Below are 26,573 nucleotides of genomic sequence, written 5' to 3' on the forward strand. Positions count from 1 at the left end.
GATTCGGACCCCCGGACACCTTTCGGTAAACCGGCGTACTCTGAAACTTATTGCCTCTGATCTACGTCTCTCCGCGTTACAGTAGGTAGGCAAATAATCACAAGTACGGTTTGGGGCTTACGCAGCGATTAGGCATTTATACCGGCGTTGCACAAGGCAAGATCTGCTTATACAGAAACGTGATCGAAATCTCCCCTTTTTTAGTATCAGGTCTTTCAGTCCACATTGAGGGGATGATGGTTGCCAATAATAGTTGCTGTGAGTTGTTGTTTGGCATAGGAAGCCTAGGGCGGTGGTGGCTGATCCTTATTGACAATCGCTACAAAATCAAACGGCCTTATCAGAATGAATGCAAAGGTTTAGCTCATTGTCGGGTGGTAGGTGCTAACATTTCCAATCTATTCCGTCAATGATGTTTTCTATTTGAAAGAAATTGATCCGTTTTTGCGGCTAGTTCGTCGCTGTCGCAGCGCTTATGCTTCAGTACCCAGGCATCGAGCTCAGTTCGTTTGAAATAAATCAATTTTCCTGTCGGCGAATAATGGGGTATCACCCGGCCGCTGGTCAATTTATACATATGCGATTGACTGATGCATAGGTAGGTGCACGCCTCCGACAGGCTTAATACTTCTTTTTGTAACAGATAGAGGCGCGGGTCAATTTCACGCCCTTCTAAATCATGCCGCACAGGTTCCATACACACGTTATTATTTAGTTTTCTTTACCGCTAACCTCAATGAAATAGATTAGGCTTCCCAGGAAGTGGTTGTAGGAGGGCACATACTGGATATAGCCGTATTGGTGGAGCTCCCGCATGCTTCGATGATAGGTGGCGCTGCCGGAGATCTTACAAAGTGGCATCACTTCCTTACTAAAGACGGAAACGGGGTTCTGAAACCCTTTTTCTGCCCACAGGCCGTATAAAGCAGTATATAGACTGATGTGCACGGGAGCGATCCGGGGGTCTTCCCGGACCGCTTTAAAAAACTGGACAAACAGCGATTCCATAGAAATCGGTTTAGGAAATAGAGTTTCTGGATTTTCGGGATGCCTTTTTTTGGGTGCTGCCCTCGCCATCAGAACCTGCCTTCAACTTTTGCCCCTTCGACTGGCCCTTGCCCTGCTCCAGCCGGACTCCTTCCTTCGTACTATCCTGGCCGATCTCTTTCCCATTGATGATGCGTCGGCCGTTGGGCTCGTAGAGGTTGAGGGACTTGAACTGAGGGGCGGCTTCGATAAAGATCTGTTTGGGTCCTCCTTCAGCTTCGAGGGTTACAGCCTGCCGGTTGCCGCGTTCCAGCGACCGGACCAGGCTGTCCCGGTCTTCCGGCGTCTGCAGTTCCTTGATGTTATGCTTGTTCAGTGCCTGCTCTAGGTCAAAGCCATAGGCCTCGCGGAATTGCTTCGTCTTGAAGTTGCCATTTGCTTCCGACTGCTTGAAATCCAGCTGCACCCAGGCCCGGTAGGATTCGCCTTCCTTTGTGGTCAGGTCCTTGTGGACAGCGCGGCCGGAAAGCAGATTATACCCTTCCTTGAGCGTGATGTTATCTTGCTTGCCGTTAATGTAAAACGACTGCTGCAGCGGCTCTTGCAGCTTGTCGTTCTTCAGCGCCAGGTTATAGCGGTTAAAGAAGTACATATCGCTTTCATTGGAGCGCCGGAAATGGAGTGTTGCCTCGGTTTTGTCGGTGCCGAAAGCCGCTTCATGACGTAATGTAAACTCCGGGGCTCCCTGCGCCAGTTTCTCTTTGAGAACTTCTGCCAGCCCCTCGCCAAAGCCGGTGTATTTGATTTGGTTCGCGAGGAACTCATAATTTTTTTCGTTCATGGCTATTATGTTTAAGGGTGAAAAGGCTGGTTTACTGGGCTGGTAGCGACCGCGCCCGGAATAAGTAGCGGTTACTGACCTTCAAGAGGAGGTGCCTTCCGCCCGATTTTTCCAGGAGCTCTATACCGAAATATTTGGCGTCCGGAGCCGTGAATTTTTCGAGCGCGACTACCGTAGTTAATTCGCTGTGCCCGGGAATCTTTTGAACCGGTAGTGCCCAGCCCACCGGAGCGAGCATCAGCTCTTGCTGGGCGGTCCGCTTGGCCTTCTTCCGGTCGCGGATATAAAAGCGAAGGGCATCTACATCGTAATCAATTGCTGTTTCATTTTTCAGATGAAGTTGATAGAAGAGAATACTGCCCCGTACGTAAATGCTGCGAACTTCCATCCGGATGCCACCACTCGTTTCTTTAAGTGTGCGCAACAGCCGGGGCGCCTGTAGTAAGCTCTTGGCCGTAGCTTCTACGGATGCCGCGCCTTTCGGCGGAACCGTGTAGACCCATTCCTTGGGAAGGCTGTCGAAGGAGACTGAAAAACTGTACAAGCTGCCATCGGCAGTCACGACACTTAAATTGGTCTGCGGCAGGGCGGAAGAGGCAGCCTTTGCCAGAAGGATGTGCGTCGCTTCTTTAACCCGTTGAACCAGCACGTCCTTAGAGCCACGGTCGACATGGACAATAGGGGCAGAGAATACGAGGCTGGTTGTTTTGTCGGTCGTAAGTTGAATGGCTGGGTGTTGCGCCATTGCCTCTGCAAAACAGCTAATAACGAATAGCAGAATAGCAAAAGGTTTCATGGTTTTGTATTTAGTTTGAAGAATTGGTTTTGTTTTTCAGAAAAACACGGTAGCCGGCTTTGACCGTGATACGGACCATCTTAGTTTTCTTGCCCAGAAAGCTTTTTACGGTGCTCAATCCGGCGCTGGCGGCCTGTGCTTTCAGTGAGGGGTCCATCATTCCGATATCAACTGTCTGCACAGAAGCATCTGCCGAAGACTTCACTGTTTCGCGTGTGATGGCGCCGGGTATGTACAGTCCGGGTAGCCCATCGATGTCATATACTTCGAGCTGCACCGGAAGGAGCGATCCGCCGTAATGAATGGACGGTATGTTCATTTCAGCACGCTCGCCATTAAGATTAATTACTCCGTAAACAAAAGCCCCTTTTGGAACGGTGCGGCTACCTACGGTGAGGTCCTGGAGCAGGCGTAGCTTGGCCACACTTCCATTGATCAGCGTTTGCGTACCGTGAACCACGGCTTCAATCGTTCCCTCTTCTTTTGTTTCTTGCTCCACTTCTTCAATTCCATAAAAGCCATTTTCTGACCCCTCGCTGATCCCAGAGCCGAGTAGAGACGTATGGGCCTCGCCACGGTGAGCCGTAACGGTCAAAGCTTCCTTTCGCTTTTTTTCTTCGATGGCCTTCAGTCGCTCGCGCACCCGTTCCGGATGCTGGATGTCGAGGATCTTGTCCATCATGCCGTTGAGGCTCTCCAATTCAGGGTCGGGCTCCGAACCTCCTGAAGTAGGCGTGGGTATCATTCCTTCCAGCTCATCGACGCTTCTATTGCCGCCTCCGGCTGTTGCATTGGCGGCACGGGATGGGTTCACGTGTTGCATGTTCGCTCCAGACGCGGCCGGGGTCAACTGGCGGTTCAATTCGTCTAGCTTCCGGTAGATCCGTTCTTCATTCGGGTCTCGGTACGGCGCATGCGCAGAAACGCCTGGCGGTGTGGCAAACGGATAGTCGGACGGCGCAGGCAGGCTCGTATCGGTCCTTGTTCCAAGCGGCTGAAGGGCAACACTGTCTGTTCTATCGAGGCCGGCGGCTTTGCGCTCCGCTGCCTCGTAGAAGCTCATTTTGTTTTCGCTGCCGTCTTCTTTGAGCTGGGCCGGCGGGAGGTGCATGTTCAGGCCAGTACTCGCCGCTTCTGTAGCTTGTGTAGTTCCCTTGCCGCCACCTAGTGCCCAGAAAGCCATCGTGAGAAATGGGATGACCAGTAAAGGAAGCAGCAGGAGCGCCTTGCGCTTTCTTTCATCGAGAGGATTTTGGTTGTTCATGACGTTTGTTTTTTAGTTGCTGATGATAAAGAACTTCGAGGTAGAGGAGCGTGTCGCGCAGCCCCCTTTGTAAGGTGTCTCCTCCGGCAATGAGGCTGTCCAAATGCAGCCGGTAGGAGTGAAGCCGTTCGTATTCCCGTTGCGCCAAGACAGGTTCTGTGTGAGCTTTGGGGGAAATGTAGGGCTGTCTGATGCTGTCAACATGCACAGTAGGCTCATATGGGTGGAAGAAGCTTCGAGCCAGAACTATGGCACTGGCTGTTGCACAAAGCACTACGAAGCCAAGCAGGACGATCTTCTGCCCCCCTGGCGTATAGCCGTTGAACCATCCGCCCAGCGTTTCGGCTGCTCCACTCCTGAAGCGCTGCACTTGGTTTCGAAGCCCATTCCAAAAGCCCCCGCTCCCTACGGTCTCGTTATTTTCAATCATTTTCATATTTCCTGTCTTTCAATGCCGCGGTTCGGTTTTGAGATCACGGTTCTCCAGCGTATTCCACTTTTCGATCAGAAAACCGTGCGGATTGTTGTCTGAGCGGGAGACATTGCGTAACCATCCTTCCGTGATCAGGTTGCGCTGCGTGATGGAACTCGGGCGAATGATTTGCTGCGTCGCCCAGCACCGGAAGTGGTAGGGATACGCGTTCATGTCCAGCGCCACGCTGTCTACCTCTATTTCCTGGCTGATGTTGCCGGAGATGAGCCCAGTGTAGTAGTTGTTTTCTTTTAGGCTCTCATAGAGTGAGCGGGCAGAGCCATCGGCCAGGTAAAGGGCGCTGGTAATGTTGCTTTGAATGACCTTATCGTCCGGGTCAAGGGTGAAAAAGTACTTGTGAAAGGTGCGCACATGATCCCGGGCCTCTACCGGCAGGTTTTCCTTCCGATCGCCGGCGAAAGCTTCGATCGCCTTTCCACTCGCCAGCACATAGATCCGGGACTCCCGGTATGCGGTCGATTTGTAGTTGCTGTAAATAACAGCTCCGCAAATGAGGGTGCACGCAATCACCACGCTTAAGCAGAAGAGCCGTACTTGCCGGAAGGCTGTATCCATATTCTTTGCTTTCTGAAACATAGGGTTCGCTTTAAAGTCCGCTTAGTTTGTCTTTTGTATGCTGGTTGGCTCCATCCCGGAAATAGCCACCCGAGGTGCCGGCTGCGCTCATGCTGCCGGAAAGGCGGTTGGCGGCTCCTCCCAGGCTGTCGGCGACCATGCCGGCGCCGCTGCTTACCGTCTGCACGGCTGAAGTGGTTGAGGAGCTGAAAACGTTGGTCACTTTCTGCAGCAATGCATTGCCTCCGCCTGCATGTACAATGTAGTTGGCCACAGATGGCACTGTGAAATACCCGATGATGCCAATGATGAGAAAGATGAGGTAAGCCGTGTCAGCCGAGGAAAAGAACGTATCGCCAGATTGGCCAATCTGCTGGATGTCTAGCGCGATCATTTTTTCCTGGATCTTGCCGATGATGCTGCCGAAGATGTTCGCCACGGGCAGCCACAGGAACACATTGATGTAGCGCGCAATCCAGACCGTCAGGGTGTGGCCGAACCCATCGAAGACGGCAAGGCCGAAAACCAGCGGGCCCAGGATGGCCAGTACAATCAGGTAAAAGGTGCGTATGGTATTGATGCAAAGCCCTGCCGCCAGGTAAAGCACATGCAATACCTCGCTCATCCACTCCTTAATCGCATTGCGGAAGTTGTAGGAGGCTTTGGCCATGGCAAACTTGATGTCGTTGCCGATCCCTTCGAAAAACCCCTCATCCTCGGGCGACTCGCCGGGGTGCGTATACTTGTACCACTTATCGCGGTCGCCGCTGCCGTTCTCCCCTACATAAATCTGCCAGACCGTCGATTTCTTGATGGCTTCCTCTTTTTGTTTGAGCAGCACATCGACAGCCTTGTCTGAGTTTGCCACCATAGCCGAAGTGGCCGTTACCGTGGGCTTCATCACACCATTGATGAGGGCGATCACCGAGGGAAAGATCAGGACAGCGAACCCAATCACAAAAGGTCGGAAGAGCGGGTAGAAGTCAACCGGTTCGGCACGGCTGATATGTCCCCATACACGGGTGGCAATGTACCAGGTGGCCGCAAAGCCGGCGATGCCACGACCGACACCTATTAACTGGCTGCATAGGGGCAGCATCTCTTCATAGAGTTGCTCCAGCACCTTCTGCAGGCCCATAATCTCTCCGGAGATGCCCTGTGCTCCGCCAGCCAGGGGCAAAAGGGTTCCCACTACCGTGATCAGCACGATACCTACACACCGTTTCATATACTTCGTTTATTATTTTATGCCGTAAAGCCCCTGGAGTGCGCGAACGTCATTTCGTTCCTTCGCACGCTGCAGCCCAAGCATCCGGCTGCCGGAATTAAAGTGCCTCAGAAAAGAAAGTGCATCTTCCATTTCAGCCGCAACGCGGTCGATCGCCGCGAGCCGCTCTTGGTCCGACATCCGGAGCCGTCCGGAAGTCAGCACGGTAGAAAGGGTTTCCAGGTTTTTGAGCGAGGCGCTTACGAGGTTGCCATACACCTTGCTGAAGTAGCTCAGTTCTTCAGGTGTATAGAGGCCGCTCGCCGTAAACTGCCTGCTTGCGGCTTTATATTCTTTTACAAGTGCTACTTGCTGGTTAAGGATGACCGGGATTTTTGAGTAATTACGTACCGCCGGACTCACCTGGAAGAGGGCATCCAGAAAAGTCTGGTGCAGGTCGAAATTGCCTTCGGTCAGTCCCTTGATCCGGTTGTAGCCGTCAGCAAGAACGGTGTAGCCTTTTTTTAGCTGGGAGAGCATGGTTTTAAGCTGCGCCAGCTTTTCAACATTGAGCAGCAGCTGCTGCGCCTCTGCCGACTGCGCGCGCACGGCGCCAAATGGCAGAAGCAAGAGGAGGATCCAAACACACGTTTTCATACACTTGCGATTTATTCAGTTTACCTGCCGTGCAGCCGGCTTGCTGCCTGCGTGTTCCTCTGGTCTTGCGTTCGCTGCGCCTGAAGCGTGCGAAGGGTGTTCCCAAACTCAAGGACCGCCTCTTTTAGCTCGGTAAGCGAATGGTAGTAGCTGTCGACCTGAGCGATCCGCTCGGCATCGCTTCGTGTCGTGCGGCCATCTGTTGTCACCTGCAGCAGGTCATCCATGAGTTGGGTCTTGTGCTCCATCATCCGCTGTAGTACGATGCGGGCGAAGGCTTTCTCTTTCGGCTTCAATAGAGAAGACTGGCCAAGAAACCGCTCGGTATTGTGAACGATACTCAAAATGTCTTGCTCCAGCGTCCGGCAGGCCCCGACCTTCCAATAGCTTCGTACGGCGGGCGATACGGCACGTAGTGATGCAAAGTGATCCTCGTGCAGGGCCAGGTCACCCTTTTTGATGGAGGAAATGGTGGTTAGGCCGGTTTGGGCAAGCGAATACCCTTTGTCTACAACGCCGGTGTAGGCTTTCAGGGCTGCGATCTGCTCTACGAGGTAGCGGATCTTGGTTTTCTTCTGCCGGAACCATTCATTAAAAGTTTGTGCGTGAAGGGTGTTGAGCAGAAAGAAGGAAAGGCAAAGGGTGAGGATCTTTTTCATAGGTTAGCTTTAGAAGTGAAGGCCGTAGAGGTTACGAACAACTGCCGTTTCTTTGAGGTCTCTGGAGCGCTGCAGGGACAGTTGAACGTTGCCATTGGTGAAGGCCCGCAGATCGGCGTAGTTCGCCTCAATTGCCGCTGCAGTTTTATCGATCAGTGCAAGCCGCTCCCCGTCGCTCATCTGGGTCGTGAACGACCGGACAATGAGCTGAAGACCTTCCAGGTTCCGGACGCTTTCTGCGAGGATGCCGCTGTATACGTTGCCCATATACGCTACCTCCTCCGGGGTGAAATGCCGGTCCCGCCGTACCCCGCTCCAGGCGCGCCCGTAAGCTTCCACAAGCAGGCGCTGCTTGTCGATCAAGCTTTTCAGCCGGTGGTAATACGCCAGCGCGTCCTTAACCTTTCGCAGCTCTTCGAAATAATCGCTGTACAGCTTGCGCTGCCGCTCCGTCCATTCCGAGATCTCATCGAGCTTCAGCTTCGACATCGTGTTTTCAACTGCCTTCTGTGCATTCTGCAGCCAGATCGTCTTTGTCTGGATGCGTTGAATCTTCAGGTCCACCGCAACAATCACTTTTTTAATGCCCTCTTTGATGATGAGGGTAATGGGGTCCTGCGCGGCTGCAGGGCGGGCAAGGGCTGTGAAGACGGCGAGCAGCAGGCAAATCAGGTGCTTTTTCATCTATAGTTGCTTTTACGTGTTACTAGATCAGCGGGTACGTACTTCACGGAGCTCGCGGGCAAGTGCTGCGATGCCCTCGCGGATGCCGCCATACCGGGCAGCGTACTGCTGCACTTTGACTTTTTCAGTTTCCTCAGTCGTGTAGGTCAAGTACTCTTCCAGGGATACTTCCGTCCGGTAGACCTTAGATAGGGTGCCGCCAAGGGAAATAAAGACCTCTTTGTATTTCTTCGTAGGATCGTTGGCTTTGTTCAGCGACAGGATCAGCGCTTTTTCCTTTTCGGTCAGACCCAGCAGCTCCTGGATCGCATCGAACTTGTTCTGGTATTTCGATTGGTCCAGCAGGATCTTGCAATCGCTGTTATTGATGATCGCCTGTTTTACCACTGGCGAGGAGATGATATCTTCTACTTCCTGCGTCACTACGATGGCCTCGCCAAAAAACTTGCGCACGGTCTTAAACAGGTACTTGATGTATTCCGCCATGCCCTCTTTGGCGATAGCTTTCCAGGCCTCTTCGATCAGGATCATCTTCCGGACGCCCTTCAGCTTGCGCATCTTCGAAATGAATACCTCCATGATGATCAGCGTGACTACCGGGAACAGGATGGGGTGATCCTTGATGTTGTCCAGCTCAAAGACGATGAACCGTTGCTGGAGGAGGTCCAGGTTCTCCGTTGCGTTCAGGAGATAATCGAACTCTCCGCCGCGGTAATAGGGTCGCAGTACATAGAGCAGGTTCGAGAGGTCAAAGTCCTTTTCTTTCACCTTTTCCTGTGCCAGACGGGTAGCAAAGGGCCCCTCCAGGAATTCATAGAAGCTGTTGAAACCTGGAAAAATCTCCCGGTTGCGCTCCAGGTGCTCGTAATACTGCTGTAAGGCGTTGCTAAGAGCCACGTATTCGCTGCGGGAGAAACTCTCTGTGTCTTTCTTCCAAAGGGCAAGCAGGAGCGTCTTGATGCTTTCTTTCTTCTCAGTGTCGAGCAGGTCGCCTTCACCAATATAGAACGGGTTGAACCGGATAGGCAACGTTTCCTGGTAGGTGAAATAGTACCCGCCGACCAGGTCGCAGAGCCCTTTGTACGAGTGGCCGACATCCACCAGCACTATGTGTGTACCCTGCTCATAGTAGCTGCGCACCATATGATTGGTGAAAAACGACTTCCCGCTTCCGGAGGGCCCCAGGATGAACTTGTTGCGGTTGGTGCAGATGCCGCGCTGCATCGGCTCATCGCTCAGGTCAACGTGCAGGGGGCGCCCGGTCAGGCGATCGCCCAGGCGCAGTCCCGTCGGACTGAGGGAGCTCTGGTAAGCGGTTTCCAGGTTCAGGAAGCAGCAGCCTTGCTCTGCAAAGGTGTCAAAGGTGTCGTTCATCGGGAAGTCGGCCTCGTTGCCTGGCATGCCGGCCCACAGGATCTGCGGGGCCCCTGGTACTTCGAGCTTGGGTGCTGCGTCCATCTGGGCCAGGGCCGAGCCGACCAGATTCTTAAGTTCTTTCAACCCTTCTTTTTCACTCGCCCATACCAGCACGTTGAAGTGCGCTTTGATCGGCAGGCGCTGCTGCCCGATCGCTTCGTTCAGGAAATCGTTTACGGCTTCGCGGCTGATCGCATTTTCCCGCGAGTAAGCGGAGAGCGACTGCAGGCGCAGGCGCTTGCTTTCGAGTCGTTTCAGTGTCAGCTGCGGGTCTTCGATGAAGAAATACTGGTTGTATATATGGCTGCAAGGGAGTAACAGGCCGAGCGGCGCCGCAAAGCCGACACTAAACTTGGTCTTGTCGGTGGAATACTTGTCGTAGTTGATCCGGGATCCGCACAGGGCCGGCAAGTCTTCAGTATCGCCGAGCGTATAGAGCTGCAGGTAGGCGTCGCCAATGCGCAGGTCTCCACCGAAGCTGATGTCCTTGATCAGCGGCTCTTCGGTCCGTTCCAGCAAGTAGCAATAGCGCTCCAGGAGCCCGGCCCGCTGTGGTCCGCTGAGCAAGTCTTTTTCCTCCAGGCGCTTCAGGCGGGCAAAGCCGCTGTCCTCCAGGATCCGCTGGAACTGGCTGGTCGCATCCAGGAAGTCCTGTAAGGCCTGGGGATTAAGTGCCTGTTCGGGAACAATACTTTTTCGCAGGAGGCTGGACAGCAGCGAGCTGGAGGGTTTTCGACCAGACGGGCGCCTGGTCAGGTAGACGAAACATTCATGATTGAGAAAGGGACGCTCGTGGAAGAAGCGTTCGCTGGAGCGGCTTAGGAAGGTCTGCTCTTCGGATGAGAAGTCGGCCTTTACCTGCGACGCAATGAACCAGTCCTGCTTGTGGAAGATGCTTCCTGCCGGCAGCACTTTCACGGCCTTGATCCAGGCATGGTGAAAGGCCTCGTAATCGCGATCGGAAAGTGTGAACAGTTCAGGCAACTCCATTTGGAAGGCTACCGTGATGTCCCCGCTTTTGGAGAGCAGGCAATCGTGCTCCACGCCCAGGATAGGCAGGATCTCTGTCAGGTCTCGTTCCATGAGGTGTTAATTGATCTGCGAAGGGTGAATGGGTAGAAAATGCTTTCGGGAATTGCTTCGGACAACCGTGGGAACCCCTTTCCGGGCGATCTTTTTCATCCAGCCATACGCACCATACCTGCGGCTCATCCGCCCCACATGGATAAAAAGACCGGCACCGGAAAAGAGGATGATTCCCAGGCAAATAAATGGGTTGACCCCACAGATGTACAGCACCGCAAAGAAGATCAGCAGCCCGAGCAGGCCACTACCCAGGTACCAGATGTATTGGGCCTTAAAGCCTTTGAATTCCACCGGCCGGCCGACGCCTTTATTGATGCTGTACACGCTGCTCATACCCCGAAGAATGAACGGATGACGGTGGCGACCACCACGAGGAACACACAGGAGCCGAACCAGGCGGCAGCCACCTTGCCGGTGTCATGATCACCGCTGTTCCATTTCTGATAGACTTTGACGGCGCCGATAAGGCCAAGGAGCGCACCCACGGCGTACATCAGGTTGGTGCCGGAGGCAAAATAGGAACGAACCTTCTGGTTGGCTTCGTTGATGCCGGCGTTGCCGTCCTGGGCATATACGGCGACCTCAATGGCGAGCAAAAGGCAGAGCAAGGCTACTTTGCGCGCACGACGATAGAAACGGGAGTAGCTCCCACGCACGTTTTTCATACACACATGTTTATGGTTAAGGGAATAAAGGGCTTTAAGTGCGCTCCCTTTGGCCCCCTGCCCGCCGGCAGGAGGCCCGGGAAGCGTCGCAACACTAGCGGGCCGACCACACACGCCTCAGATCACTTTCATCCAGGTCGTGGCCGCAGTAGTGCTTGCATTGGGTGACAAGGAGACCCGTCACCGCATCCTTATAGGTGGAGTGAGAAAGAGCAGGATACTTGGCGAGCACCGCCTGCAGGCAGGCCAGCAACTCGGGGCGCTCGTGGCCGGCCTTTCCCGATGCCTCGAAAAAGGCGGAGAGTTCATCCAGGCAGGTGTTCAGGACCGTTTCATCTACTTCCTCAACCGGTCCCTCAGCTGCCGGCCGGCGCGGGGCGCCAGGCCGGTCAGGGAGAGGGGTGTCGGACGGCCGAAAACCATAGGATACAGGATTGGGAGACGGTCCGGGATCAGCAAGTCCGGGGCGGTTCCGGCCGAGGCGGAGGGTTCCGCGGAAGAACCGCAGGTAGACAAAGGCATAGTACAGGCCTGTAGACAGGGCAAGGAAAGTCCAGTAGCCTTGCCAGCTAATCGAATTCAGCATAACACACAATTTTCAAACGTCACATAATCAGGATGCCGGAGCGCCCTTGGCGCAGGAGTTGAGTGAGGGATACCTTCGTCGGAATCGGGAGTAGAGCCCGTATAGGCGCACGAAAAATAATGTGAGCACGCCTACGGCGCAAAGTGCGAAAGCAATGAACGAAATCAACGGCAGCACCTGTGAAAAGGTCGGCATATTGTACGCCAATCGTTCACCGGAAAAGAAAAGGAACAGTGACCAGATCATGAGCGAGTGCCCCGTAATACTACCGGCGAGTGGCATTAGTCCTATCCGCTTTGGTACCACGGAGTAGGTTGCCAGCAGCAATCCGACGATGCCGCTCATCGCATAGGTTGCGCCATGCGGTGCGCCTAGTAGTAAGTAAAGAATATATGGCCCTCCGAAATCCTCCCCGCTGATAAGGATTAATAAGAACGCGTAAACAGAGATTAATGTGGCCCATGTGAATCTACTTTCAAATCGCTGTTCCGAGGAAACGGAGAACAGCAGGACGACAAGGAGGATAAGGGTGAGCGGACGTTTCATTGTTTCGCGTTGACAACATAAAAATAGCATCCTCAATCTCGGACACCGCTTAAAAAAAACTAAGAAATCAGGCGCGCGCTTTCACTTTACTCATGGTCACTTCCGTAATCCCAAGATAAGAAGCAAGGTACTTGGCCGGAACGCGCAACACTAACTCGGAGTCATTCTTCATCAGGAAGTCGTAGCGTTCTTGTGACCGCTGCATGCGGATTGCATAAAGTCGCTTCTCACTCAGCCCATAGTATTTCTCTGTTATTACCCGCCCGATGAAATTAAATTCCGGGAAGCGCCGGTAGATGTTTTGCAGCTCGTTGTAGTCGATGTAATGCAGCACGCAGTCTTCCAGGGCTTGGATCGACTCATAGCTTGCCTTTTGCTGGTAGAAGCTTTCCACGGAGATAATGACGTCGCCCTCCTTCATGAACCAGGAAGAAACTTCCAGGTCGTCCTTGAGATAGAAGCAGCGCAAGAGACCCTTTTCAATGAAACAGATGTGGCGGCAGGTGTGGCCGGCGCGCAGCAGAAAATCTTTCTTATGCAGCTCCCGGGTTTTGAGGATGGAGCGCAGGTGCTCTTTTAGGCCATCAGATAGAGGGTGGATGGCGCTGAGGTAGTTGAGTAATTGTTCCATACGGTTAGGTTTTAATGCCCTCAGTATGGTGGTGGAGGATGGCTACCGCTAAGCTAGTAGCGCCACCCGATTTCAGGAGTATGGATGGCAGGTAAAAATGTTGCCTGGAGGACCACTTTTGTTCAGAAATAGGCCAAAGTGCCCTTGAAGTCGCTATCTTGGAGGCAGATTAAGGACAGGCAGATTGGAAGCTAAGAACCTGATATTGTACGCAGATGATGATGGGGATGACCGGGATATGCTCGAAAGCATCTTTTCATCCCATTCCGGTTACCGGTTTCGCACCTTCCCGGACGGACAGGCGCTTCTCGACTATATAGACGGCGGGGAAAAGAATCAAATTTGTCTGATCGTTCTAGACATCAATATGCCCCGTTTAGGGGGAATCGAAACCCTGAGGCAACTGCGTCAGGATATCCAACTGGTTGACCTGCCGGTTATCGTGTTTACTACATCCAGCAGCCCGGGCGACAGAATCAGCGCAGAGTCATTGGGCGCATCGGTTTTTACAAAGCCAAACAGCCTCGCGGAAATAGCAGAAGTCGGACAGAAAATGTTGGCTCTTTGCACCGGGGAGTGAGACGCTTAGATGGTTTTTTCGCCGAATGGCGTAACCGGCCCGTATCCTTCAAGAAACTTTAGCTTCTGCTTTGATCTCGCATCGACCACCTGCTCTGCATCGCGCAGGACCACGCCCGTTAACAGGATGCCACGTGAGATCCGGCCGCGGCAAGCGGCCCGGTACCGCTTTAATGCTTAATTTTCCGATCAATCCTTGACCATGTTTGCAGAAGACGTCTTGACACCGGAGCGGCAACTCCGGCTTTACGAAGCAATTACAAGCAGTACTCCCGACCTGATCTATGTATTTGACTTGAAATACAGGTTCATCTATGCCAATGCGGCACTGTTGCAAATGTGGGGGAAAACCTGGGCGCAATCGATTGGGAAGGGGTTGCTGGAGAATGGCTATGAGCCCTGGCATGCAGAGATGCACGAGCGGGAAATCGACCAGGTAGTTGCCACCCGGCAGCCGATCCGCGGCGCGGTGCATTTCCCGCACGCGGAGAAGGGGAAACGCTATTACGATTATATTTTAGTGCCGGTGCTGAATGAAAGGGGAGAAGTAGAGGCCGTGGCCGGCACGACCAGGGATATCACGGACATCAAGCTCGCGGAGGAGCAACTACTTGAAAGCCGCCGGCAGCTGGAGCAAAGCGAGCAAAACCTGCGTAACATCATCCTGCAGGCACCGGTGGCCATGTGCATCATGATGGGACAGGATCACGTCGTTGACATTGCGAATGAGGAAATGATCCGGTTATGGGGTAAGCCCAGGGAAGCTGTCATGAACCGGCCCATATTTGAGGGGCTCCCCGATGCCCGCGCGCAAGGGCTGGAAGAGCTAATCGGCCAAGTGTACCGGACCGGCGAGCCCTTTTACGCCGCAGAGCGACCTGTAGAGTTGCTGCGGGATGGACGGCGCGATACCGTTTACCAGAACTTCGCCTATGTGCCCTATATGGATCCCAACGGATCGATACTGGGTGTGATGGCCATCTCCGTAGATGTGACGCCCCAGGTAGAAGCGCGTCAGCAGATCGAGGAAGTAGTGAACATGCGTACCCGGGAACTGGCAGCCAGTAACGGTGCCCTGCAAAATTCCGTTGCCGCCCTCCAGCGCTCCAACGCCAATCTGGAGGACTTTACCTATGCTGCCTCGCACGACCTCAAGGAACCGGTCCGAAAGATCACGACTTTTGCGAGCCGCCTGCAGGCTGAGATGGCCGGCAGGCTCACGGAAGCGGAAGCACGCCTTCTGGAACGCATTCAGTCGGGTGCCGAGCGCATGCGCCTGTTGATCGACGACCTTTTGGAGTACTCCCATGTGAGCTTTGAAGGTCATGCCCCGGAGCGCATCGACTTGAACGAGAAGCTGCACCGGGTGCTTTCCGACCTGGAGCTGCTGATTGAAGAGAAAGGCGCCCGTATTGAAGTAGGCCACCTGCCCGTAGTACAGGGTAAGCGGCGGCAGATCCAGCAGCTCTTTCAGAACCTGGTAAGCAACGCGCTCAAATACGCCAAACCCGGCGTTGCTCCTGAGATATCCATCACATCCCGTGAAGTTGCGGCCGGCGACTCCGGCTTACCGGCTGAGCATCTGCCCCAAGGAACGCGCTTTCACCTCATTGAGGTAGCGGATAACGGTATTGGCTTTGAGCAGGATCAATCGGAGAAGATCTTCAAGATCTTCCACCGCCTGCACGGCAAAGAGGAGTATAGCGGCACCGGCGTCGGCCTGGCCATCGTGCGGAAGGTGGTGGAGAATCACGGCGGAGCGATCTGGGCAGAGGGGGAGCCCGGGAAAGGGGCAAAATTCAAGGTGCTGTTGCCTGTATCAGAATAATGTAGCTAGAATAACCCGCCCCAAGGGGTGCTAAGTAACGCGAATGTCTGACGGTTTTATCTATAGCTGTTCTTGATGAATTCTTGACAAGCAGCATCTAAATTCGGCAAGCGGTGATAGATGTCCTGCAGCTCGGTGTCATCAATGTCAAAAAGTATGAAGCCTTCCATGGCCTGGATGGACTCTTAGCTTGCTTTCTGCTGGTAAAAGCTTTGATGGAGATAATGACATTGTTCTCTTTTATAAACCAAGAACAGACTTCGTGGTCATCGCTTAGGTAAAACAGCGCAGCAGGCCGCTTTTGATAAAGCCAATGACCGGGGCTGGTGGCGTCGGCCCGGGGGTGGAAAGTTTTTGCGAAGATTCCGAATTTTCGAGTAAAGCAGAGTCGATCCACTAAGCCTACTGAGAGCGGTTATCGACTTCACAAAATTGAGTATATAGCCATCAATATGAAGGAGTCGGATGGCTCGGCCAATCTAGATTTGACACAAATAGGCATTTTACCAGCAGCATGATACTGCAGTCAGGTTGCTACTTACAATGAAAATGCATAAAACAAAATCCGGTAAATATCGTCTAGCATTAAAAAAACGCTTCCCAATATTTCCCGGATTTAACTCAGTTCAATTCAGCCCACAGATTACTTTTCCACCAATCTGAACACTATCTTGGAATGGCTCTCTTTTTCTTTTTTGAGGTAGCCGACTCCGCTTCAAAATCATATGTGAGAGTCAAATTGATAGCATTGTCTTCTTTTACAAGAAGATCAAATTTCTTCTTGGTCTCTTTGTATTTCAAGTCTTTTAGCTTGATGTTTTCAACTGACTCTTTTTTTATGTTGTAATGTCTCAATAAAGCGATGATCTTCTTATTTGAGGTCTTTCTTTCAACTTCCTTGAAGTCGTTACTCTTAATGATTTCCTGCGCCTCTGTAAGCTCGTCAGGCTGAAGCGAATTATACAGTTTGCGCCATTCGTCAGTGAATCCTAGTCCATCGAAAAAGTATCGATAGACTATATATGCTTCTGGCATATATAGGATTTCAAAAAATATATCTTCATTACTTCCGAACGCTTTCTCAAAGAAAGACCTTCCGGGTGCCACAATGCCTTTTGTTACATTTAGAATCGATTGGATGGCCCGGATAAACTTTCGGTTCCACTTTTTTCCAATGTAGTCCCGGGATTTGGCGTCCTCCCCGAAAAGTGGTATATACTTCATTGGAAAAGAGAAAATATGAGTACCTAGTTCTTCATTTAGCCGGACGTTAATTTCAAGACGTCTATAAAGTTCTTCTGGACTATCATTGAAATTATAAAGAATATAATTTGATAATTCTTTCAATCCATATTTTGCTGCTAGCCTAACGGCGTTTTCGTATTTATCACGTATACCCCAATAGTCGAATGCAATACGAAGAGGACGTATTGGTATTTCGCTCATCAACTTCATCATCTCATCGTTGACATACCTAGCATCTGTTCCTTGGTTAAAGTCCACATACCTCAATTGGGGTTTGCTTTTACGATATTTATCATAAATATCTTTCAGGGCATCATAAGCAGCTATAAGATTTTCTTTTGTCGCAGTTTCAAGGTGAAGCAACTCATACTCAACTAAACTATTATAGTAAGTTTGTCTCACCGAACCGCGTAATCTTTTCAAATGTTCATTGAAAAGGTAAAAGGACCTTTTGATATAGGCATGGTCATTTATGCCTTTTTTTAGATTGCGAATGGAAATCGCAAGCTGGTTTGGTTCAGAAAAAGTTGCGCCTTTGTAAAAGCCCATCTGCTTAATCTCGGCTATTATTTCTGGGAAGTTTGGGGACGCAAGTACATTGTTATCCATTAACAATAGGTTTTGCTGCTCCCCATACATCCTTTTGATATCTTCAAACTTATCGACAGTATCAATTTTCGGCTTATAAGTAGGCTCCAGGATTGGAACAGAACAGAATGCACATTTACGTGTGCACCCTTTTGTCATAAAAGTGAAATATGCACTACCAGTCGGATATTTGTATTCGATTTCATCTAGAATAGAATAGTCTAGAGGAAGATTGTCGATGATAATTTGCTTCGCTTTTTCATTGTCTGGATCAAGCATGCCTGGCTTGTCCAAAAGCCCACGCATCGGCGTTATTCCAACTTCTGCTTCTAACTCTTTGTGAAGTAAAGACGCAAGTACCCCTCCAACTAATAGCTGATTTTCGTCCACTATTAAGTTTTTCGCATACTTGATTGTCTCTACGGTTATTTTCCAATAAAAGGTAAACAACGTGGTAACATAAATCCTGTCCCACTTTGGGAACAAGTCATATTGTCGCTTCCTAAATACATCAGCGAATTCAATCAAGCAACATTCAATCAGCTTTGAATACTTCGATTTTTTAAAATTCAAGTCGTTTAAGGTACCCGTATTCTTTTTCCTGATAAATAATTCAATTAGGTCTTTAGTTTTTTCCCAATTAATCGTCGAGTCTATCTTTTTTAACTTACGAATACACTTAACAGCAAGTTCTTCAACAACCAAGTCTTTGAGGTCGCCTTTGTAAAATTTCACTCTGTCACCGAGCTGCCGATGGTAAGAAGAAATTTTCATCAATCCTATTGGAGGATATTTGTTCTTGTAGTTAGGTTCAATTAATAATATACGTCTCTTGCGCGCCATTACTTATCGTACTTTTTTTGTAATTTTTGAATCAATTTGTTTGCACCAGAATGGCCTAGTTCCTGTTGTAAAAAAATCACAACCTCATTCAAGATTTTAGACTGATCTGCAGTTACTCTCCGAAATTTTAGAGGCGGGTATACAGGAGCCGATTTAAATTCAGATATCTCTTTATCGGTTACGTCGAAGTCGAAATCGTGGATTATACTTTTGAAAAGATCGTTCAATGGAGGACTTGTCTGGGCTTCTTCTTTAATTTTCTGGATTTTTTTCGAAGCTTTTTTTGCTACTGAAAGTGCTTTCTCTAACTCCTCAAACCTTTGGTCACGCTCAACTGCAGTTTTGAATGCTGGCAATTCTTTTCTGAAAGACTCAACTGACGATCGAAAAACTTTAATCTCTTTCGAGCGGTTATGAAGGTCCGAGGCCCTATGCGGCAGTCGATTTTCGAAGTCTGTAAATATTGATTCGAGCGAACTTTGGAATTCACTCACGGTCCGGTTGTCATTAAAATAATCGCGTCTTGCATTTGGGGTAAAGCCTTCTCCGACAATATGAACTTCACCGATATACCGAAGGTTGGTCCTTTCAACTTTAAAGCGCGCCATCAAAGTTTTCTCATCACCGACCCCGATATTTCCACTTCTAATTCTTATGCCTCTCTCAATATTTTCTTTTTCAATGACTTTGTTAACTAGATCTGGTATTCCATACCAGCCTAACGCTAGCAAATAATCTTCTTGATCTTTAACATCGAAGAATCCTATACTGGTAATATGGGCATAAACTTGACCGCTAGAATCTAGGAGGTTATTTTTATAGGCTTTTGTTATTATCTTCTTGTTCAGGCGAACCTTGTACTCATCGAGCTTTAAACCCCTGCTTTCAAAATGGGACAGAATTCTATCTCTGAAAGCGAAGTCACTGTCGAATGGCACGGGAGCTACTATTGACAAGTAGCTGTATACAGAATCAATATTGAGTATTGCTTCATTTTTTACCCCGGACAATATCACTCGAAAATAATGCGCATCTGCCTTCTCGCTATTTGTTGTAACAGTTGTAATTATACTGATAACTTGGGCAGCATCTGAGTCATCTTGGCGATTAGCTATGATCTTGCCTAAATTTGCCGAGTCAAGAGTCATAATGCTTTTTACCAATTCCCCTTTGTAGGAAGTCTCGAAAATCAATTTTTCGGAATATCCAAGTCCACCAAGTCTGCCAATGCCTCGAAACCCTTTCCTTTTAGTTGGGTCTTTTTCAGAGTTTGCTACATCACTAAGAAATCGGCGCATCATTGAAGCTTTAATTCCTGTAGCATTGTCTTCTATTACAACATATCCCGCCTGGGAATCGATATTTATTAGCACCTCCCCTTCAGACCGGCGTTTCAATATTTTAAGATCGACGGCTTCGTCGATTTGATCAACCGCATTTTGAATATATTCACGATAGATGAAGCGTGGATCATCATACATACCAGAAGTCAGTGTTTCCAGTACGGTTTTGCCAATCTTTGGTAAATTATTAGCCTTCGACATTGGGATATTGCTTTTTGATCCTTTGAATCATCAACTTATCTAATTTTACATCGTGCGCATGGTATAAGTTAGCTGTTGTATGACGAAATTCAACGTATGTTCCATTCTTTCTATCATACCCCAGGAGCATGCCCTCAAACTCGAATGCTTTATCGAGGATATCTTGAGCAGACGTTGTATCTCTATCTCGTTCATTGTAGCAACTTAAACCGGATACCTCTTCCCCTCTTGAATCTTTTCCGCCTGAGTTAAATGCATCATGTTTGTTATGGTGATCAAATAACCGTTTAAAAACGCCCAGCCGGTTATACAAATCCTTTTCACTTTCGGCTTCGAATCGTTCTACTAAACAGTCGTATGAGTTTCGAAGAAGTAGAGACTCTTTCTCTGGCGGCCAAAACTCTTCATGAGTAATTATCCACTTGTTAGGCTGATTATCAGCATGTATGTACGTAATCAAAGCTTGTACTTCTTCCTTTACATTATCATTAAAGTGACCCTTTATCTGATTAGGGTCAGAAGTTATAGTATGTCCATTAACTCTAGTAAAGTCAACAAAGTTTGCTTTTGATAAGAAGTTGAGGGTGGCGGTTTGAAATGAAATATGTTCGTTTGGAATCTTATCGTAAGGGAAGCTGGTGAAGACCTCCACACCAAGTTCTCCCTTCAATAAGATAGGTACATTGTACTTTATCAAGCCATCAAAAAGAGAAGGAAGAGTTGACATTAGTCTATAATATGAAGGCCTGTTTGCTTCAAAACTTTCCTTATCCCATATTAATAGAGATGTATCTAGCAAAGCGTACCTTGTTGTCATTTCTTTGCTTTTTTAATACGCTTTACCATTTGTGCCTTCACTATAGCCTTCAACTCAACCTCCGGTCGTTCGATAAATTCATCAGGAAAGTGTGTTAATGCACCGAGTTCGTTTAGGTCTAGAGGCTCAATGTCTACACCTTCTTCTTTTAGCTTAATAAAAGAAAGATTAATCAATTGCCTTAAGTCATCTGAGTCGCTTTCGGCTATCCGTCTCCGCATTCTAGTTACAAAATGGTCACTATGAGTTTCGACTAGTATAGTTTTTCCTGCGAGCATTAGAGAGAAAGCAAAGTCAAACAGATAACTCTGAATTCGGGGGTGGAGATGGATTTCTGGCTGCTCGAGGACTAGAATCCCCCCTTTACTCATCAAAAGTCCTTGAACTATTATAGGAAGGACTTGACTTACTCCAAACCCCACATGACGAATGGATATCGGGACTCCATTGTGATTTTCCAGAAATATTGAGTAGTTATCACCGTCTGATTTGGAATACAGTCGCTTGCCGAATCCAAAGACATCACAAATCCAAAAGTTCACAACTTCAAGAAGGCTGGAACTGACTTCATTAAATGATACTCCTTCATCTGTAAATGTTGGCCAAAATGAAATAACTGGCTCGTCCTTCATCTTTTCAAGGGATTCAGCTACATTTTCGCCTCTATTACCAACATTATATGGATCATTTGACCCAGAATAGACGTCCTTAGGCTCTACCCGGAGAGGTCCTAGATAATAAAGATTCTTGGCAAAAGCTTTGAAGAAAGATCTAAGAGCGGATAGGTTAACGTAAAGCGTAGTCTTGTTCTGATTTACTAGTGAGAGTTCCGTTTGCTCCCCTTCAGTTACTTCGACCGTTTCTGCATCGAAAGAGCTGGGGAAGAATGAAAGGAATTTTAGGTTGGAAAAACTTGAATCTGAGAACTCAAAAAAACCTTTTACAAAATACTCGTTATTTGATTCAACTGACAATTGCCCATCTGCATTGTTAGTGATTGTAATGAAGTTTTCAAGAGAATCTGATTTGTATTTTAGTGAAAACCTTTCGACCTCCATAGCACCCTGGGAGTATCTGAAATTGACAATAACCTCGCACTCGTAATCATCGAAGCTATCGAAGATGGACTTCTCTACAACGGGTGCGAAACGGACAAAGTCGGCTTTGGATAATAGGAACGCAAATTCGAGTGCCTTTGATTTGTCCTTACCAGAAATAATATCTACATAATCTCTAATTGAGTAGTATTTCCCATCCTTATAAATTGGGTAAGATGAAGAATCTAGATCGATAGTCTGCTTTATCAATAATATCATTTGAATAAATGACGACTTGCCAGAACTGTTGGTGCCAGATAGTACAGTTAATGGTTTGATAGTAGTATAGGGTATGTTGACCAGGCTCTTAAAATTTTTGGCTCTTATTCTCATCTTATTTCTTCTTCAATCTTTTGAATAACGTTTTCTGCGGTCTGTTTATCCAGGACATTTCTAATTATTGTGAAAATTCGGCTAAGAAATTTACGCTCCTCCTTTGACAAGCTCGTCAAATTGTCAGTGCGAAACTTCGGCTTTGCATTATCCAGTGGTAGCATAACTAAATCCACCTCTGACGTTTTTCCCGGCTGGACGACTCTTTTTAAAATCTTCTTTATTGGTTCCGCGCCAGAATCATCACGCTCTAATTTTTCTATCTTACTCTTTGCTTTAAGTGCTTCTTCTTTCTTTCTTTCAAAGCGCTCTTTATATTCTTGGTGTTCGCTTCTATCAGTAAACCCTAACGCCGATTTTTCTTGAAATACTTTTTCAAACTCGCGCAATTCTTGAAGCTTTTTAACGGAGCTATTGATTTCTGATGCCATATAGCATAGCCTGTATACATCCACATGAAAATAGCCTCTCAAACTGTTTTCGAATTCCTGTTCTATGTCATTCTCAATAAAGTAATCTCTCCTAGAATTTGGTATCAACCCGGGGTGAACACCATACACTTCCCCAAAGAAGTAAAAATGAAACCTTCTATCCCGATGCAGTTTTAAAAGAGAATACTCATCGCCAACCTGAATGTTTGATTTCCTCAGTCTAAAACCGCGCATATAGTTAACTTGGTTTAGCGACTGGTTCTTTTCGGAGAGTGAGTGCCAACCCCAATACAACAATTTTCCGTCCTTCGCGAACGATTTGAAAAATACCAAATCAATTACTTGGTCATAAGGGGACTGAGACTCATCTTTTTTGATATATGTCGAATAGCCTTTGAATACTTGATCCGTATTTAGAAATATTCGATATTCATCTATCGATACTCCCATCACCTTTGCCTCTTCATAAATTTTCGACTTGAATATGAACCTCGTTGGAAATGGTAGTGGTGCTACCATTGAGAGGTAGTCGTGAACATCACCTACATTAAGTAGCTCGTCTGCACTCACTCCTTCCATAATTACACGGAAATAGTGTTTGCCTACCTCTTCCTTTTCACTTTTGAAAGACGTGACCTTGCTTATCACACTCGCTGCATCTTCCTTTTCGCTTCTATCATTTATGATACGTTTTAGCATCGAGGCGTCCCAAGACAAGATGCTCCGAACAGGCTCACCGGCGTAGGATGTTTCAAATATCAATCTGCTGCAATAAGCTAAGCCTCCAAGTCTGCCAATACCCCTAAATCCTTTGTGAACGCCGCGTTCTTTTGTCGATTGAGCAATGTTTTTGAGGATGGGTATAACATCTTTTTCTGGTATCCCAGTTGCATTGTCATCAATCGTGATGCTTCTGCCTTCAGTATCAATATTAATATGTATTTCGCCTTGATCTTTTGAAAGTAGCCCTACTAAGACCCCCTTATCTATTTGGTCGGCGGAGTTTTGAATATACTCACGGAAGACGAAGCGTGAATCTTCATACATTCCTAATGTTAAAGACTCAATGACGTCTTTTCCTATAACTGGCATTGGTTCATTAGCCATTTTTGTATTGCTTGTAAGGTGGGAGGGGGAATCTTAAGTTTAGGAGAGATCTAAATACTGGATTTTGGACAATATATTCTCCTTGTTGTAACCTGGTTAACATAGACTTATAGACAGAAGGTATATACTGATAATCTGGTTTAGAGATCTCAATGGCATTTGTCCGTCCATATGCATGAGTCGCACAGTTGCCTTTTATTCGATCATGTATATCGTTCTTGAATTGTTCTGCCGAAAAGAGAATAATTCCTAAAGACCTCCCGCGTTCTGTTATATCCAAGAGCTGGCGTAAGATGGGGGAGCTTTTGGGGACATCCTTAGATGCATATTTATTAAGCTCGTCAATAAAAACCACGATTTTTGATGGTATTTCTGACTCCGCTCGATCGGGGTTGTGGCCTAGCTTTAGTTCGTAAATATGTCTCATGACGTCGCCAAATACAAATCCTTGGGACTCTTCGTCAAGTTTTGCGATGTCTATCACCATTATGTCATTCTTCTCTATCGATTTAATTGCATTAGCGAGCCTTGTTTCATGCTTAGCTTTGTTGATACTATTTTGGAAGAAGTTCGTACCTTCTATCGTTTTCCTGAATAATCGGTAGAATTTTCTCCAACTTAATACAGTAATTTCTTTGTCTTTGCCAGTCTTGCCAGCTTGAGTATGCTCGTAAATTTCTTTAAGAAGATCATTCCAATTGGTAATTCTCCTGAATTCACCTTGACCTGTAACTATGTGATTTACGATACTTTCCATAGTCTGATTTGGGTCATCTATATTAGAGAACAGAAGATCTAAATTTTCTTTATCCTCATCAAATACATATTTATAGGTAAATGCTTTTCCAAGTTTCATCTGGCTTTGAATGTCAGCCTTCTTCCCATAGGTTGAAGAAACCAAATCGTCAGAGAATGGATAGTAATATTTGACTTGATGAAAAGGCTCCATTTTTAGCCCTAACATATCATAGATGCCTTTTTGGTCAATCGGCATTTCATCAGCAGGTTCATCAATTGCAAGTAAATCCCTACCCTTCACGTTTAGAATAACAAACGCGATGGACTCATCTGAACTCTCAGTCATGTATTTTTCCTGGATAGCTTTGAGAAGGAACATCGCGTAGGATGTTTTAGAAGCAAGGCCGGAAATCCCCGAAATATTCAAATGTGCTCCCTCGGGGCCAATTAAGAATTGGGAGTTAAAATGGACCGGTACCGTAATGCTTTCTGGTTCTGAATACATCTTAATATAACCACAGGGCAAGGGGTTTTTGACGTCCTTTAATCCCAGGGCTTCCAAGACATCGTCGGCGCTCGCTAAACTGACAGGGTACCCATCTAATACTGGCGTGTAAATACCCAAGTTGTTGCCAACAACTCTTGCTCGAACGTAATTCATTCCAATACGGTCCGTTGGGGTTTTGTAGTTTACATCGCCAAAGTCACTCGAAATATACCCAGCTAGAAAGCTAGAGTTGTCTGTGAAATGTGAGATTTCTTCAACAACACCAAAGGTTATCGAGTCTTTAATATGTTGAACTTTAACTACGTCGAATGGCTTAATGATAAGTTTTTTATCAGTCCAGAAATAGAACTCATCTACCGTTGTAGGCACCTTTTCTGTCGCTATTATTTTTCCAATTTGTTTCATCAAAATAAATTGAGGAAATGCGTGTCACTTAAATAATGACTTTTTAAAAATTGTTCTGTTAGGTATATGGGATACAGGTGGTTAGCCCAACGTTTATCCTGCCCATAGCATACTGGATTGCGTTCGTTAATAATATTTGCAGTGATAATATCAACTAAATCACTTTCTAACCCTTCCTCGTTCTCTTTTTCAGTAATAAGAATTTTCTCAACCTTTACAACACCCGCGAAAGGACTCTCAGTTCTTTCGCGATGGCGAATTCGAACATACCAGATCGCAAATTTGAAATCTCCTAGATATGATTGCTTTTCTAGGTCATGATGAAAAAGAAATGCTGGAGTCCGAGAAAAAAGCGGAAGCTCTGCTATCGCGGCGGCATTACTTTTATTCGACTTGTCTTTAAAAAGTTCGGGGTTGAAAAGTTTTGAAACACCAACAACGCGACGATAGTTATTCTTGATTTTTGCAAGCTCCTTGTATTCCCCAGTTTTCATGGGTTTGTACTGCAGAGAGCCGTCTTTCATCAGGTAACTACTTTCATTTAAGACATTTCGATTTGTGAGCTTTGACACAATCCTCTTCTCGCAATCAATCATCTCATCTTGAATCATAGCGATTCCGAGGTGTTCATACTTTCTACTTTCGATGTCTTCAAGTGTTTCCAAGCGCTTTGAAGGGTAATCTAAGATTTTGGTAAACTTTGTACCGGCGTTTTGTACCCTTTCAACATTGTTAATTTTGTCTGTCAGATTATTGAAAAAAAGATCAGAGTTTTTAAGATCTGGATTTGCTTCCGATGGAAGCGCAATTACAAGACTCTTTTCGAGCTCCAAACATTTGAACTCGTCAGGACCTTTTCGCTCGCAACAAGCCACCCCAACTTGTCCCGCCATAATAGGAAATATTCGACGATTGAGCTCAAGGTCATCAACCTTATAGGTTCTTCTAGAGCCATCCAAGAAAAAACGAAATAATGGCTCGCTCTGAGAAATCTTTCGCGAAAATTCGAAAAGGTCTTTTGGCTTTTTTAACGAAGTGTCAGTCTCGCCATACTTGCCTTTTACAGGTACCAAGTCTTTCGTTTCCTCATATTTTATTGTTGGTATGGTAATATCCGTATCTGCACAATACTTATATGATTTGTAGCAATTCCCGTTAGTGGCATGGGCAAGTAATGACAGAATATTACCCATTTGTCTTAGAAGTATTAGATACCAATAATGTCCTTACATCAATATTTAAGATACTCGCAATCTGATACAAGGTTTCTAATGTTGGCTGTGACTCGTTTGTGCACCATTTGGAAACGGTTACCTTATTCTTTCTCAAAGCTGTGGCTAGCCATAAATTGGTTTTACCGTTCTCAGCGAGAGCAGCCTTAATTCGATTGTAAATAGCCCTTTCTTTCAACTTGTTTGCTTTTGAAGCTAATTTGTT

At 47.6% G+C, this 26,573-nt stretch carries 27 protein-coding genes; 2 read left to right on the plus strand and 25 right to left on the minus strand.

Annotated features, from left to right (window positions below):
* Positions 1-406 precede the first annotated feature (406 nt).
* From ABD937_RS18335 to ABD937_RS18415, 17 genes are all read right to left on the minus strand, one after another.
* Positions 407-697 (minus strand): helix-turn-helix domain-containing protein, encoded by a 291-nt coding sequence (locus tag ABD937_RS18335; protein WP_345257302.1) that lies wholly within the window; start codon positions 695-697, stop codon positions 407-409.
* A gap of 14 nt (positions 698-711) precedes the next feature.
* Positions 712-1,008, minus strand: a complete 297-nt coding sequence (locus tag ABD937_RS18340; protein WP_345257303.1) for a hypothetical protein — start codon at positions 1,006-1,008, stop codon at positions 712-714.
* Between the two features lie 10 nt (positions 1,009-1,018).
* A complete protein-coding gene (locus ABD937_RS18345) occupies positions 1,019-1,828 on the minus strand; it encodes a hypothetical protein (protein ID WP_345257304.1) in 810 nt (269 codons plus the stop codon).
* Between the two features lie 31 nt (positions 1,829-1,859).
* A complete protein-coding gene (gene traN, locus ABD937_RS18350) occupies positions 1,860-2,624 on the minus strand; it encodes a conjugative transposon protein TraN (RefSeq protein WP_345257305.1) in 765 nt (254 codons plus the stop codon).
* A 10-nt stretch (positions 2,625-2,634) separates the two neighbouring features.
* Entirely contained in the window at positions 2,635-3,888 is a 1,254-nt protein-coding gene (traM, locus tag ABD937_RS18355) for a conjugative transposon protein TraM (protein ID WP_345257307.1), read from the minus strand.
* On the minus strand, positions 3,863-4,324 hold the full coding sequence (locus ABD937_RS18360; protein ID WP_345257308.1) for a hypothetical protein: 462 nt from the start codon (positions 4,322-4,324) through the stop codon (positions 3,863-3,865). The genes traM and ABD937_RS18360 overlap by 26 nt, the downstream gene beginning before the upstream one ends.
* A gap of 12 nt (positions 4,325-4,336) precedes the next feature.
* A complete protein-coding gene (gene traK / locus ABD937_RS18365) occupies positions 4,337-4,936 on the minus strand; it encodes a conjugative transposon protein TraK (RefSeq protein WP_345257309.1) in 600 nt (199 codons plus the stop codon).
* A gap of 31 nt (positions 4,937-4,967) precedes the next feature.
* Positions 4,968-6,164, minus strand: coding sequence for a conjugative transposon protein TraJ (gene traJ, locus ABD937_RS18370; protein ID WP_345257310.1), 1,197 nt, complete (start codon positions 6,162-6,164; stop codon positions 4,968-4,970).
* Positions 6,165-6,176: 12 nt separating this feature from the next.
* Positions 6,177-6,800 (minus strand): TerB family tellurite resistance protein, encoded by a 624-nt coding sequence (locus ABD937_RS18375; RefSeq protein WP_345257311.1) that lies wholly within the window; start codon positions 6,798-6,800, stop codon positions 6,177-6,179.
* A gap of 20 nt (positions 6,801-6,820) precedes the next feature.
* Positions 6,821-7,459, minus strand: a complete 639-nt coding sequence (locus tag ABD937_RS18380) for a hypothetical protein (RefSeq protein ID WP_345257312.1) — start codon at positions 7,457-7,459, stop codon at positions 6,821-6,823.
* 9 nt (positions 7,460-7,468) lie between these two features.
* Positions 7,469-8,143: a conjugal transfer protein TraI gene (locus tag ABD937_RS18385; protein WP_345257313.1), complete on the minus strand. Its 675-nt coding sequence runs from the start codon at positions 8,141-8,143 to the stop codon at positions 7,469-7,471.
* Between the two features lie 27 nt (positions 8,144-8,170).
* The gene (locus ABD937_RS18390; RefSeq protein WP_345257314.1) at positions 8,171-10,642 is read right to left on the minus strand and encodes a TraG family conjugative transposon ATPase; all 2,472 of its coding nucleotides are present in this window, start codon (positions 10,640-10,642) and stop codon (positions 8,171-8,173) included.
* A 6-nt stretch (positions 10,643-10,648) separates the two neighbouring features.
* Positions 10,649-10,978: a DUF4133 domain-containing protein gene (locus tag ABD937_RS18395; RefSeq protein ID WP_345257315.1), complete on the minus strand. Its 330-nt coding sequence runs from the start codon at positions 10,976-10,978 to the stop codon at positions 10,649-10,651.
* Complete coding sequence (locus tag ABD937_RS18400) at positions 10,975-11,310, minus strand: DUF4134 domain-containing protein (protein WP_345257316.1); 336 nt, start codon at positions 11,308-11,310, stop codon at positions 10,975-10,977. The genes ABD937_RS18395 and ABD937_RS18400 overlap by 4 nt, the downstream gene beginning before the upstream one ends.
* Before the next feature lie 94 nt (positions 11,311-11,404).
* Positions 11,405-11,896 carry a hypothetical protein gene (locus ABD937_RS18405; RefSeq protein WP_345257317.1) on the minus strand — a complete coding sequence of 164 codons (492 nt, stop codon included), beginning with the start codon at positions 11,894-11,896 and terminating at the stop codon, positions 11,405-11,407.
* 27 nt (positions 11,897-11,923) lie between these two features.
* A complete protein-coding gene (locus tag ABD937_RS18410) occupies positions 11,924-12,442 on the minus strand; it encodes a hypothetical protein (RefSeq protein ID WP_345257318.1) in 519 nt (172 codons plus the stop codon).
* Between the two features lie 67 nt (positions 12,443-12,509).
* Entirely contained in the window at positions 12,510-13,073 is a 564-nt protein-coding gene (locus ABD937_RS18415) for a Crp/Fnr family transcriptional regulator (RefSeq protein ID WP_345257319.1), read from the minus strand.
* A 184-nt stretch (positions 13,074-13,257) separates the two neighbouring features.
* On the opposite strand from ABD937_RS18415, the gene ABD937_RS18420 reads away from it, so the two are divergent.
* Together ABD937_RS18420 and ABD937_RS18425 are read left to right on the plus strand one after the other, a co-directional pair.
* Positions 13,258-13,653, plus strand: a complete 396-nt coding sequence (locus ABD937_RS18420; RefSeq protein ID WP_345257320.1) for a response regulator — start codon at positions 13,258-13,260, stop codon at positions 13,651-13,653.
* Positions 13,654-13,854: 201 nt separating this feature from the next.
* Positions 13,855-15,480, plus strand: coding sequence for a sensor histidine kinase (locus ABD937_RS18425; protein ID WP_345257321.1), 1,626 nt, complete (start codon positions 13,855-13,857; stop codon positions 15,478-15,480).
* 666 nt (positions 15,481-16,146) lie between these two features.
* Here ABD937_RS18425 and ABD937_RS18430 read toward each other — a convergent pair.
* The 8 genes from ABD937_RS18430 to ABD937_RS18465 are packed head-to-tail and all read right to left on the minus strand — an operon-like array spanning position 16,147 to position 26,546.
* Positions 16,147-18,156 (minus strand): radical SAM protein, encoded by a 2,010-nt coding sequence (locus ABD937_RS18430; RefSeq protein WP_345257322.1) that lies wholly within the window; start codon positions 18,154-18,156, stop codon positions 16,147-16,149.
* Positions 18,156-19,700, minus strand: a complete 1,545-nt coding sequence (locus ABD937_RS18435) for an ATP-binding protein (RefSeq protein WP_345257323.1) — start codon at positions 19,698-19,700, stop codon at positions 18,156-18,158. Before ABD937_RS18435 ends, ABD937_RS18430 begins: the two co-directional genes overlap by 1 nt.
* Positions 19,687-20,517, minus strand: coding sequence for a hypothetical protein (locus ABD937_RS18440; protein WP_345257325.1), 831 nt, complete (start codon positions 20,515-20,517; stop codon positions 19,687-19,689). Before ABD937_RS18440 ends, ABD937_RS18435 begins: the two co-directional genes overlap by 14 nt.
* Complete coding sequence (locus tag ABD937_RS18445) at positions 20,514-21,947, minus strand: AAA family ATPase (RefSeq protein WP_345257326.1); 1,434 nt, start codon at positions 21,945-21,947, stop codon at positions 20,514-20,516. Before ABD937_RS18445 ends, ABD937_RS18440 begins: the two co-directional genes overlap by 4 nt.
* Positions 21,944-23,485: an ATP-binding protein gene (locus ABD937_RS18450; RefSeq protein ID WP_345257327.1), complete on the minus strand. Its 1,542-nt coding sequence runs from the start codon at positions 23,483-23,485 to the stop codon at positions 21,944-21,946. Before ABD937_RS18450 ends, ABD937_RS18445 begins: the two co-directional genes overlap by 4 nt.
* Complete coding sequence (locus ABD937_RS18455) at positions 23,478-25,136, minus strand: ATP-binding protein (protein WP_345257329.1); 1,659 nt, start codon at positions 25,134-25,136, stop codon at positions 23,478-23,480. The genes ABD937_RS18450 and ABD937_RS18455 overlap by 8 nt, the downstream gene beginning before the upstream one ends.
* Positions 25,136-26,329, minus strand: coding sequence for a DNA double-strand break repair nuclease NurA (locus tag ABD937_RS18460; RefSeq protein ID WP_345257330.1), 1,194 nt, complete (start codon positions 26,327-26,329; stop codon positions 25,136-25,138). The genes ABD937_RS18455 and ABD937_RS18460 overlap by 1 nt, the downstream gene beginning before the upstream one ends.
* Positions 26,322-26,546 (minus strand): helix-turn-helix transcriptional regulator, encoded by a 225-nt coding sequence (locus ABD937_RS18465; RefSeq protein ID WP_345257331.1) that lies wholly within the window; start codon positions 26,544-26,546, stop codon positions 26,322-26,324. Before ABD937_RS18465 ends, ABD937_RS18460 begins: the two co-directional genes overlap by 8 nt.
* Between the last annotated feature and the right edge of the window lie 27 nt (positions 26,547-26,573).

It is taken from the genome of Flaviaestuariibacter amylovorans (genome assembly GCF_039541815.1).
In the GTDB taxonomy this organism is placed as follows: Bacteria; Bacteroidota; Bacteroidia; order Chitinophagales; family Chitinophagaceae; genus Flavisolibacter; species Flavisolibacter amylovorans.